This window comes from Sphingomonas sp. (assembly GCF_035490575.1).
Classification (GTDB): Bacteria; Pseudomonadota; Alphaproteobacteria; order Sphingomonadales; family Sphingomonadaceae; genus Sphingomonas.
On record NZ_DATJLI010000169.1, the window covers coordinates 16,308 to 27,528 of the forward strand.

Genomic DNA, 11,221 nt, shown 5'->3' on the forward strand with positions numbered 1-11,221 from the left:
GATTACCATGCCTTCCGGCTCGACTACTGCCTGCCAAAAGCGGCTATCCGTTCAAACAGGTTGATCGGGCGGGAGGCAGTCGATCAGTTCGAAACCCTGCGAACCGCCGCTCCATGCCTCATGTTCTTCGATCTTTGCGGCCGCTAGCAGGCTTTTCCAGATTGCCTCAACGTCAGCATATGCCTCATCTACAAATGTCTGATTGATGATCTTCACCCACGCAGGTTCGTAGTCTCGGAGCATCCTCTTGAAGTCGCTGTCCGTGCCCTCAGCAAGCCACTCGCTGGGTTCTGCTCTATGCGCTTTAGGATGCGCGAGGATGTTGCGGAGATCGATCAGCTTCGTTGTCGTTGAATATGGCCGCTTGTTCCAATCGATCTGCAAGCCTGTCAAACGGCGGATTGCCTTAATCTTGTCTCGGACCTTGGCCCCCTCGAATTTCCTCCATTCGTCGGGTTTCCCATCGAGCAGCTTTGCGCCAATAAAATTCACGTAGCCCTCAAGGGCAAACGCCATCATTGTCACGCAGGCTATCATGTCTGGGAAAATGCGATCAGCCCGCTCGCTTTCTGCGAACGCCTTGTTGATGCGCTGTAGAAAATACCAAGCTGCGCTCGACAGATCGTTGTGAGGGTAGTCCATCCAGTTGTTCGTGATTTTGGCGCGAATACGCGGCTGCTCGTCCGTAGCCCGAACCTTAGTCATTCAAGCAAACTATAGCGACCAAGCAGCTTGCACCAGCCAAAACCCGGCTCAGCCCTTTCCACTTTATGCCGGTCGTGTGGGCTGCAAACCGCTGCATGTCCCGGCTGCCGCCTATAGCCTTACACCCTAGTTCTTCGCAGCAGGCGTCGTCGGAGATGGCGGCGTCACCGTTGCCTGCGCCGTTGCCGTCACGGGCGGGCCCTTGGCGATGGCGGCGGCCAGCACGGTGGCGTCGCCGCATGGCTTGGCGGCGCACAGTGTCTTGATCTTGGCCAAGTTCTCGCGCGCCTTCACGACCGCGCCCTTTTGCACCAGCACTTCGCCCTGCCCGCGAAGTGCTGCGACGTCGTTCGGCTCGATGGTCAGCGCTTCGCGATAGAAGCGGATCGACTTGCCGGGCAGATCCTGCTGCCGCGCCACTTCCGCGATCAGGACGAAGGCCTGACGGTTGCGCGGGTCGACGACGACGGCGCTTTCGAGCAGGTCGTTCGCGCCCGACAGATTACCGGCCGCGCGCGCGGCCCTGGCCTTTTCAACCAGCGCGACCGACCGGGGATCGATCTGGTCGTCGGGCCGCTGGCCGTGCAGCGAGGTCGAAATGCTGACCGCCGCCAGTGCAAGCGCCGCCGATACGCTGGTGAACCGCATGATGCTCTCCGAAACCACGTTCATATCGCTATCACGGCCTGGTCATCATCGCGACGAAAAAGCCGTCGGTATCATGATGGGCCGGATCGAGCCGGATTCCAAGGCCATGCGCGGTCCCGACCGGCAGATTGAGCTGTCCGCCACGCCATTCGGGATGGCGGGCCAGAAACGCCTCGGCCTGATCGCGCCCTTCGGCATCCAGCAGCGAGCACACGACATGCACCAGCCGCCCGCCGGGCCGCACCAGCGTGGCGGCTAGGTCCAGCAGCCGCGCCTGCGTCGCCGTCAGCCGCGCCAGCCGGTCGGGCGTCAGCCGCCAGCGTGCCTCGGGATTGCGGCGCCAGGTGCCGGTCCCCGAACAGGGCGCATCGACCAACACCAGATCGGCGGCGCTATGCCAGTCCTCCAGCAGCTCGGCCTCGCGCCCCGGATTGAGGAGGCGCGTCTCGGCAATCGTCACTCCGGCCCGTTCGGCGCGCGGCAACAGCCGCTGGAGCCGCGTGCGGTCGGTATCGGTGGCAAGGATCGCGCCGTCATTCGCCATCGCGGCGGCCAGCGCCAGCGTCTTGCCCCCCGCCCCGGCGCACAGGTCGACCACCCGCTCCCCCGGCATCGCGGCGCAGGCGAGCGCGACGAACTGGCTGCCGGCATCCTGAACCTCGATCGCGCCAAGGGCAAAGGCGGGCAGTTGCTCGACATTCGTATCGGACGGCAGGCGCAGCGCATCGGGCAGGCCGCCGATCGGCACGGCATTGTCGATGGCGATGTCGCCGCCACGCAGGCGGTTGATACGGATGTCCAGCGGCGCGCGCGCCAGCAACGCCGCCTGTGCCGCCGCGTCGATGCCCGACGCCGCCAGTGCATCGGCCAGCCATGCGGGCGCAACGCCCGGCGTCGCGGGCGCTTCACCCGCACCGATCGGCGGGGGACCATAAGGCGAACCGTCGAACCCCGCCGCCACCGCCGGATCAGTCGCCGCCACCGCCACCATCGCCGCGCGGCCGCTGGCGGGCACTTCACCGCACAGACGGATCGCGGCATAGACATGCTCGCGAATCGCGCGTCGGTCCTTCGACCCGGCAAAACGGTGCGCGCCGAACCAGCGCGCCAGAATCGTGTCCGCCGCCGCCCCGCCCCCGCGCGCTGCCGCGATGACGAGATCGAGGATCTCGATGCTCGATTGAACGCGCGCGCCGGGCGTCATTCGTCAGGCGTCCGGTCGCGTTCGGCCAGCCGGGTCTGCGCGATCATCCATTTGCGTTTCACCCAGCGCGCGCGCAGGAACACGTAAAGTCCCGCAATCGCGACGATCAGCAGGACCTTTTGCTGATCGGTCATCAGCGCGTCGGATAATTCGGCGCCTCGCGCGTGATCGTCACGTCGTGGACATGGCTTTCGCGCAGGCCCGCGCCGGTGATCCGCACGAAACGGGCGCGTGTCCGCAGTTCGGGGAGCGTGCGGCTGCCGGTATAGCCCATTGCCGCCTTTACCCCGCCGACCAGTTGGTGGATCACGTCGCGCGCCGGTCCCTTGAACGGCACCTGCCCCTCAATCCCCTCGGGCACCAGCTTCATCTGGTCCTTGATGTCCTGCTGGAAATAGCGGTCGGCGGAACCCCGCGCCATCGCGCCGACCGAACCCATGCCGCGATAGGATTTATAGGCGCGCCCTTGATACAGGAACGTCTCGCCCGGCGCTTCCTCGGTCCCGGCCAGCAGCGATCCAATCATCACGCTGGATGCGCCCGCCGCCAGTGCCTTGGCCACGTCGCCCGATGTACGGATGCCGCCATCGGCGATGATCGGCACGCCCGACTTCGCGCCTTCGCGCGCCGCGTCCATCACCGCAGTCAACTGGGGCACACCCACGCCCGCAACCACGCGCGTGGTGCAGATCGAACCCGGCCCGATGCCGACCTTGATCCCGTCCGCGCCCGCGTCGATCAATGCCCGCGTCGCATCGCCCGTGGCGACGTTTCCGGCGATGACCTGAACCGAGTTCGACAGTTTCTTCACCCGCTCGACCGCACGCGCCACTTCGTTGTTGTGACCGTGCGCGGTGTCGATGACGATCAGGTCGCATTCGGCGTCGACCAGTGCCTCGGTCCGTTCGAACCCCTTGTCGCCCACGGTCGTGGCGGCCGCAACGCACAGGCGCCCGGCGGCGTCCTTGGTCGCTTCGGGATACAGCACCGCTTTCTCGATGTCCTTGACGGTAATCAGGCCGACACAGGCGTAATTGTCGTCCACGACCAGCAGCTTTTCGATGCGCCGCTGGTGCAGCAGCCGCCGCGCTTCCTCCTGCGTCACGCCCGCGCTGACCGTCGCCAGATTGTCGCGGGTCATCAATTCGGACACCGGCTGTTCGGGGTTGCCGGCAAAGCGCACGTCGCGATTGGTCAGGATGCCGACCAGCCGTCCCGATGCCTCGACCACCGGAATGCCGCTGATGCGGTGACGCTGCATCAGCGCCTGCGCCTCTGCCAGCGGCGCGTCGGGCGTGATGGTGATCGGGTTCACCACCATGCCGCTTTCGAACCGCTTGACCTGCCGCACGGCGGCGACCTGTTCCTCGATCTGGAGATTGCGGTGCAGCACGCCGATGCCGCCCATCTGCGCCATGACGATCGCCATGTCGGCCTCCGTCACGGTGTCCATCGCCGATGACAGGAACGGGATATTCAGGCTGAGGCTGCGCGTCACCTGTGTCCGCGTGTCCGCCATGCTCGGCAGGACGTCCGACTCCGCCGGATAGAGGAGCACGTCGTCAAAGGTCAGGCCGAGGGGTATGTCCATGGGGCGCCGCATCCATAGGGTTCGAGTCGAGGATTGGCGGCCCATCTAACCGCGCATGGCCGGGTGCGCTAGTCCCGACCGGCACGCGCCAGCAGCGCGCGTGCCTGTTCGACGTGCATCGTCTCGATCATCCGCCCGCCAAAGCGCTCGGCCCCGCCGGTCGCTGCCTCGATCAGGGCGAGCGCGTGGGCGATTTCGCGTTCACCGGGAGCGAAGGCGCGCGTGGCGACGGCGATCTGATTGGGGTGGATCAGCGTCTTGCCATCGAACCCCATCGCTCGCCCCTCACGGCATTCGGCCGCCAGCGCATCATCATCATCCAGCGCGTTGAACACACCGTCCAGCGCCCAGCCCCCGCCCGCGCGCGCCGCCAGCACGATCATCTGCAAGGCGGTGGTCAGCCCGGCGCGGCTGTCGCCATCGGGAATGCCCAATGTGGCGCGCAGGTCGTTGACGCCCGCAACCAGCCCCTCGACCCCATCGACGCGCGCAATGGCGGCAGCGTTCAACACACCCAAAGGGGTTTCGATCATCGCCAGCAACGGCTTGCCCGCCCCGGCGACGCGCTCGGCCAGTTCCACGGTTTCCACCTTGGGCACGACGATGAAATCGGCCGCCGACACCGCCACTGCCGCCACGTCATCTTCGTGACAACCGTGATCCTCCCCGTTCACGCGGATCGCAACCAACCGGTGGCCGAACCCTGTGGCGGCCGCCGCCACCGCCGCCGCCCGCGCGCGGTTCTTGTCGTCATCGCGCACCGAATCCTCCAGGTCGAGGACCACCATGTCGACCGCCAGCCCCCGTGCCTTTTCGATCGCGCGCGCATTCGCGGCGGGCAGGAACAGGGCGGTTCGGGGCGGTTGGCGGTGCGCGGTGCTCATGCCCGCGACCCTAACGCCGACTGGTTTCGCGCGCCACCATCTCGACTTCCCGGCCCGCCCGGTTAGGATGGGAAAACGGGAGGATCGCACGATGGACGGACTGATCGGCATATTGGGCATCTTGGTCTTGCTGGTGCTGTTTTACCTGTTCGCCAGCATCAAGATCGTGCGACAGGGCCACCACCACACGATCGAACATTTCGGCCGCTTCACCACCGTCGCGCGGCCGGGCTTCAACTTCTATCCCGCCTTTTTCTATCGCGTGGGCCGCCGCGTGAACATGATGGAGCAGTTGATCGACATTCCGGGTCAGGAAATCATCACCAAGGACAATGCGATGATCTCGACCGACGGGGTCGTGTTCTTCCAGGTGCTCGACGCGCCCAAGGCGGCGTATGAAGTCAGCGACCTGAACAACGCGCTGCTCAACCTGGTCACCACCAATCTTCGCACCGTCATGGGGTCGATGGACCTCGATGAAACGCTGTCGAAGCGCGACGAGATCAATGCGCGGCTGCTGAACACCGTCGATCATGCCACGACGCCCTGGGGCGTCAAGATCACGCGTGTCGAGATCAAGGACATCCGCCCGCCGCAGGACATCGTCAACGCCATGGCGCGCCAGATGAAGGCCGAGCGGGAGAAGCGCGCCAACATCCTGGAGGCAGAGGGCAGCCGCGCCAGCGAGATCCTGCGCGCCGAAGGGCAGAAGCAGGCCCGAATCCTGGAAGCAGAGGGTCGCCGCGAGTCGGCGTTCCGCGATTCCGAAGCCCGCGAACGCGCCGCGGAGGCGGAGGCAAAGGCGACCGCCTTGGTCAGCGAGGCGATCGAGCAGGGGTCGGGACAGGCCATCAATTATTTCATCGCGCAGAAATATGTCGAGGCGATCGGCAAATTCGCCACCAGTCCCAATGCCAAGACGGTGCTGTTCCCGGTCGAGGCGACGCAGTTGATCGGCACGCTGGGCGGCATCGGCGAACTGGCCAGGGAAGCGTTGGGCAGGAACGACACGCCGCCCCCGGCGAAGCCCGGCGTGTCGCCACCGGGGACACCCGGCGTTCCGATCGTGCGGGAGGGCTGATTTGCTCGACTGGCTGGCCGAACCCGGCGCGCTCTGGCTGTTCGCCGCTGCGATGCTGGCGGGGATCGAGCTGGCGGTGCCCGGTGTGTTCCTGGTGTTTCTGGCGGTGGCGGCGGCGATCACGGGCGTCTTCACCCTGTTGTTTCCCGACCTTGGCCTGGGCGGACAATTGGGCAGCTTTGCCGTCTGGTCGGCGGTGTCGGTCGCCATCGGGCGGCGCTGGTATGGCGGCGATGCGATCGTCAGCAGCGATCCGATGCTCAACGATCGTGCCGCGCGCATCGTCGGCGCGACCGTCGTGGCCGTCACCGACTTTGACGGCGGCACGGGACGCGTTCGCCTGGGCGACGGCGAATGGCCCGCACATGGTCCCGACATGCCCATCGGCACGCGCGCCCGTGTGACCGCGCTCGACGGACTGACCCTGATCGTCGAGCCGCTCAACCTTCCCCCCGTTTCGGAGTGAACTGAATGTCGTTTTCGCGTCGTGACCTGTTGAATGCCGCCGGTTCCGGTTTCGCCCTTGCCGCCCTGCCCGCACAGGCGCGGCAGGCGCCGGCGCGCGGCAATGCCGGTCCCGCGCTCGGCGCCATCGCCGAATCCTATCTGCGTCTGTCGCCCGAAAGCGCGACCGGCCTCGGCATCGACAGCGGGGCGCGGGCCGCGCTCAAATCGCAAATGACCGATCGGTCGGAGGCTGGCCGCGACAAGGAAGCGGCCTGGGTGCGCGCCGCGCTTGCCCGGCTCGACACGCTGAAGCCCGACGCGGAATCGCGCGTCGATGTCGAGGTCGCGCGCACCGCATACGCCACCGCGCGCGACGGCTTCGCCTTTCCTTATGGTGCGGTTGAGATCGGCGGCTGGCGCAACGGTCCCTATGTCGTCGCGCAGAATATGGGCGCCTATCTCGACGTGCCCAAGTTTCTGGATGCCACGCACAAGGTCGAAAGCGCCGCCGACGCCGACGCGTATCTGGCGCGACTGGATGCCTTTGCCGATCTGGTCGACGGCGAAACCGGCCGCCTGCGCGATGCACGGGGTCGCGGCATCGTCGCCTCGACCGTGCTGATGGACAAGACGCTGAAAAGCATCCGCCTGTCGAGCGAAGGCGCGCCAAGGGACTGGCTGGTCGTCACCTCGCTTGCCGGGCGAACGGGCAAGATTCCCGGCGACTGGGCCGCGCGCGCCGAAAAGATCGCCGCCAGCCGCGTCGCGCCCGCGCTGGAGCGCCAGATTGCCGAACTGGAGCAGCATGCCCGCGTCGCGACCCCCGATGCGGGCGTTTGGAAGTTCAGGGACGGCGATGCCTATTACGCCTGGACGCTGCGCGCATCGACCACCACGCGCATGACGCCGGACGAGGTTCACCAGATGGGCCGCGACGAACTGGCGCGGCTTCAGGCGGAAATGGACACGATCTTGAAATCGCTCGGTTATACGCAGGGCAGCGTCGGCGCGCGGATGATCGCGCTGGGAAAAGACCCGCGCTACACCTTTCCCGACAATGATACCGGCCGGGCACAGATCATGGCGATGATCCAGGACCGGCTGACCGACATCCGCGCCCGCCTGCCCCGCGCATTCGGCACGCTGGTCGATGGCCGGGTCGAGGTGCGCCGCATTTCCCCGGCGGAGGAAATCGGCGCGCCGGGCGCCTATGGCGGCGCGGGGTCAATCGACGGCAGCGTGCCGGGGCGGTTCTGGATCAACCTTCGCACCACTGACCTGCATACCAAATACAGCCTGCCGACGCTGACCTATCACGAATCGATTCCCGGCCATGTGTGGCAGGGCGAATATGCCCATAAACTGCCGCTGATCCGCACGTTGATGGGGTTTAACGCCTTTTCCGAAGGCTGGGCGCTTTATGCCGAGCAACTGGCGGGCGAACTGGGCGTGTATGACGACGATCTCGTCGGACGACTGGGCTATCTCCAGTCCATCGCCTTCCGCGCGTGCCGGCTGGTGGTCGATACCGGCCTGCACGCCAAGCGCTGGACGCGCGAACAGGCGATCCAGTGGTTCGCCGAAACCAACGGTTCAGGCATCGAGGAAGTGACGAGCGAGGTCGATCGTTACTGCGCCTGGCCGGGCCAGGCGTGCGGGTACAAGGTCGGCCACAGCGAGATCAACCGCCTGCGCGCCCGCGCGCAGCAGCGGCTGGGCGACCGCTATGACTTCCGTGGCTATAACGATCTGGTGGTGGGCGGCGGCGGCGTGCCGCTGACCGTGCTGGAGGGCAATGTCACACGCTGGGAAGCGTCACGCCGCACCTGATGCCGCGCCCGCCGGCATGTCCATCGCGACGCGCCGGCGCGGCAGCGCTTCGGGCATTTCGGCGCGGATATAAGCCAGCATCGCTTCGCGCACATCGCAACGCAGATCGAACGCCTGCCCCGCATCGCGCGCGGTGGCAAGAATCCGCACCTCGATCGCATCGGGCCTGGTATCGGTGACTTGCAGGACGAACGCGCGGCCGTCCCAGCGCGAATTGCTCTTCACCACGCCTTCGGCATGGGCGCGGAGCCGGTCGATATCGGCGGCGGGATCGAGCATCAGGAACACCGAACCCAGCAACTGGCTGGTATTGCGCGTCCAGTTCTGGAACGGTTTTTCAAGGAATTGCGACACCGGCACCACCAGCCGCCGCTCGTCCCAGATGGCGACGACGACATAGGTCAGGCGGATTTCCTCGATCCGTCCCCACTCCCCCTCGACGATCACCACATCGTCCAGTCGGATGGGTTCGGTGAACGCCATCTGCACGCCCGCGATCAGGTTTTTCAGCAGCGGCTGAGCGGCGGCGCCGGCCGCCAGGCCCGCCAGACCAGCGGATGCCATCAGCGTCACGCCGACAGCGCGGATACTGGGAATGCTGAGCAGCATTAGACAGATGGTGATAAAGCCGACCCCGAATACCGCGATCCGCACCAATATGGCGCTGCGCGTCCGCCGCCGGCGTGCGCGCAGATTGTCGGCGACGCTGATATCGGCATCCAGTTCGATCGACTTGCCCGTTGCCCGAATGACGCCGATCGCCAGCCAGCCGACCAGCAGCGGCACGATCAGCCCGGCGGCCTGTGTCCACACCGCATCGGCGGTGTCCGACAGGTCGAGAAAACGCCGCACCGTCGCCAGCGCGATCGCCACCGCAATCCAGCGCAGCGGCTTGCGCGCATGATCGACAAAGATATCGTCGCTCGACCCCGGCGTCCGCGCCGCCAGCCGGTCGAGGATCCGCATCCCCACGCCATGCACAATCAGGGCGATCAGGACCGACACGGCGACCACGCCGATGTCGAGCACGAATGCGGGCACTTGCTGACCCAGAAATGAGGCTTGCTGCATAAGCGAACAACGCATGGGGCGCGATGGGTTCCATAGGCCACGGCGGGTTGACGATCACGGCACCGCCCGGTATCGGCGCGCGTTCCGCACATGCGGCCCCTTCGTCTAGCGGTTAGGACGCGGCCCTCTCACGGCTGAAACGCGGGTTCGATTCCCGCAGGGGTCACCATCGTCAAGCGGAAATCGGCAGATTTCCCTCACTTTCGACGATGAGGCCGAATTCACCTCCACATTTCGTCCCACAATTAGTCCCGGCTTTGACGGAACGCAGTGGTATGCCTTGGCGCCTGCAATTGCGCCCTCGCCAATATGCGGGTTGAGCACGCCGCCAATTTCGGTCGGCTATTGGGCCGTGAGCCGCCTGTCCCGTTTGGGGTGGCGAGCATAGGATAGCTGCCGTTTCCGCGAAAGCTCATCTGATTACGCCAACGCCGCGCTCGTCGCGCAGCCGGCGACCAGCCGCCTGTTCGCCGCCGTGCCGACGCTGCTGGATGCGCAGGGCAACTCGAACCCGAAAGCATTCGCGCGGCTGACGCCCGAGCCCTATGCCTCGGCAACGCAGATCGGCGTCGACAACGCACTGATGCTGGCGGGCGCAGCGCGCGGGCCGAGCTTCGCGACGAGCGGCGAGGAGGTCCACGCCTATACCTTCGCGACGGTGATCGGTGGCTGGAACCGCCTGGGCGACGATGCCGCGCGCGGCGTATCGGCGCCGGACAGCCGCAGCTATGGCTTTCTGGGCGGGATCGGCGTTGGCGACAAGCGCTGGAACGCGGGCGCTTTCGGCGGCTATCTGAACAATCGCCAGTCGATCGACACCCTCGACGCCGCGACCCGGGCCGAGGGCTTCGTCGCGGGCGTCCAGGCGCGCTTTGCCGCCGACAACGGTTTCGGGGTCAACGCCGCGATCTTCTATACCGGCAGCAAGGCGCGGACCGGACGAAGCCTGGCCGGCGGGTTCGATGCACGTGGCCGCTACGATCTGGATAGCTGGGTGACCGACGTGTCGGTAAGCTACGGCGTCGACGTCATGTCCGACTTGGCCGTGCGTCCGCATGCGGGCCTGACCTATGTCCGCACGACCCGCGGCGACCTTGAGGAAGCGGGCGGCAGTCCGTTTGCGCTAACCGTGGCGCGTGATCGCCATGTGGCGGGCTTCGCCGATACGGGCATCCATTTCGGGCGCAGCGCCGCCTCGATCGCAGCGTTCCGGCCGTTCGTGTCGCTCGGTGCTCGCTATCAGATCGAGGGCCGGCGCGCGGACGCGCTCGCCGGCTATTCGGGCGCCGGCCTCGGCCTCGTCGCGGTCGGAGCGCAGCGGGCATCGCTTGTCGGGACGGTTGCCGCCGGTATCGACTGTCGCCTGACCGAGACGCTAGGCATCTTCGCTACCGCTGCATCGCAGACGGGCCGCGATGACCATCAGGAAACGGTGTCGGCGGGCGTGCGGATGCGCTTTTGACGTGTGGCGCGAGATCGGCGCTCTTGTGCGACCTTCTTTTGAAGAAAGGATTTAGCAACTGGTGTGATCGGTTAGCCTGTGGTTGGCCAGATCGGCCGGTCACCCCGGTTGCAGCCCAAGGGTGGGACTGCTGAGTTCGTCGCCATGCGATGGACATAGGGTCGAACGCTTCGGCAAGCAGCCCGGATCGCACGATCGCACATGAACAAACGAAAGACCTTTGCTTCCGTTAACTAATAGCGGACTTTAGAAACTCGGTCTGCGCAGGGGCTAACGTGCCTACCGGTCTCACGGATTT

The 11,221-nt window shown here is 66.0% G+C and carries 11 protein-coding genes and 1 tRNA gene; 5 read left to right on the forward strand and 7 right to left on the reverse strand.

Features of this window, described 5'->3' with window-relative positions; genetic code table 11:
• Positions 1 to 51 precede the first annotated feature (51 nt).
• The 6 genes from VL973_RS12890 to VL973_RS12915 form a co-directional block, all read right to left on the reverse strand.
• A complete protein-coding gene (locus tag VL973_RS12890) occupies positions 52 to 705 on the reverse strand; it encodes a hypothetical protein (protein ID WP_325284430.1) in 654 nt (217 codons plus the stop codon).
• Between the two features lie 126 nt (positions 706 to 831).
• Positions 832 to 1,353, reverse strand: coding sequence for a tetratricopeptide repeat protein (locus VL973_RS12895; RefSeq protein ID WP_325284431.1), 522 nt, complete (start codon positions 1,351 to 1,353; stop codon positions 832 to 834).
• 31 nt (positions 1,354 to 1,384) lie between these two features.
• Entirely contained in the window at positions 1,385 to 2,557 is a 1,173-nt protein-coding gene (locus VL973_RS12900; RefSeq protein ID WP_325284432.1) for an RsmB/NOP family class I SAM-dependent RNA methyltransferase, read from the reverse strand.
• A complete protein-coding gene (locus VL973_RS12905; RefSeq protein ID WP_325284433.1) occupies positions 2,554 to 2,691 on the reverse strand; it encodes a hypothetical protein in 138 nt (45 codons plus the stop codon). Before VL973_RS12905 ends, VL973_RS12900 begins: the two co-directional genes overlap by 4 nt.
• The gene (gene guaB, locus VL973_RS12910) at positions 2,691 to 4,148 is read right to left on the reverse strand and encodes an IMP dehydrogenase (protein WP_325284434.1); all 1,458 of its coding nucleotides are present in this window, start codon (positions 4,146 to 4,148) and stop codon (positions 2,691 to 2,693) included. Before guaB ends, VL973_RS12905 begins: the two co-directional genes overlap by 1 nt.
• Before the next feature lie 68 nt (positions 4,149 to 4,216).
• On the reverse strand, positions 4,217 to 5,032 hold the full coding sequence (locus VL973_RS12915) for an HpcH/HpaI aldolase/citrate lyase family protein (RefSeq protein ID WP_325284435.1): 816 nt from the start codon (positions 5,030 to 5,032) through the stop codon (positions 4,217 to 4,219).
• Positions 5,033 to 5,123: 91 nt separating this feature from the next.
• Here VL973_RS12915 and VL973_RS12920 point away from each other — a divergent pair, with 91 nt between their 5' ends.
• Genes VL973_RS12920 through VL973_RS12930 form a run of 3 tightly spaced genes read left to right on the forward strand, consistent with a single transcriptional unit; the run spans position 5,124 to position 8,390 of the window.
• A complete protein-coding gene (locus VL973_RS12920) occupies positions 5,124 to 6,113 on the forward strand; it encodes an SPFH domain-containing protein (protein WP_325284436.1) in 990 nt (329 codons plus the stop codon).
• Between the two features lies 1 nt (position 6,114).
• Positions 6,115 to 6,579: an NfeD family protein gene (locus VL973_RS12925; protein WP_325284437.1), complete on the forward strand. Its 465-nt coding sequence runs from the start codon at positions 6,115 to 6,117 to the stop codon at positions 6,577 to 6,579.
• A 5-nt stretch (positions 6,580 to 6,584) separates the two neighbouring features.
• On the forward strand, positions 6,585 to 8,390 hold the full coding sequence (locus VL973_RS12930) for a DUF885 domain-containing protein (protein WP_325284438.1): 1,806 nt from the start codon (positions 6,585 to 6,587) through the stop codon (positions 8,388 to 8,390).
• On the opposite strand, the gene VL973_RS12935 is transcribed toward VL973_RS12930, so the two are convergent.
• The gene (locus VL973_RS12935) at positions 8,376 to 9,476 is read right to left on the reverse strand and encodes a mechanosensitive ion channel family protein (RefSeq protein WP_325284439.1); all 1,101 of its coding nucleotides are present in this window, start codon (positions 9,474 to 9,476) and stop codon (positions 8,376 to 8,378) included. The two genes, VL973_RS12930 and VL973_RS12935, sit on opposite strands and share 15 nt — an antisense overlap.
• A 79-nt stretch (positions 9,477 to 9,555) precedes the next feature.
• On the opposite strand from VL973_RS12935, the gene VL973_RS12940 reads away from it, so the two are divergent.
• Together VL973_RS12940 and VL973_RS12945 are read left to right on the forward strand one after the other, a co-directional pair.
• Positions 9,556 to 9,630: transfer RNA gene (locus VL973_RS12940), tRNA-Glu, on the forward strand.
• A 306-nt stretch (positions 9,631 to 9,936) separates the two neighbouring features.
• Positions 9,937 to 10,923 (forward strand): autotransporter outer membrane beta-barrel domain-containing protein, encoded by a 987-nt coding sequence (locus VL973_RS12945; RefSeq protein WP_325284440.1) that lies wholly within the window; start codon positions 9,937 to 9,939, stop codon positions 10,921 to 10,923.
• Positions 10,924 to 11,221 lie beyond the last annotated feature (298 nt).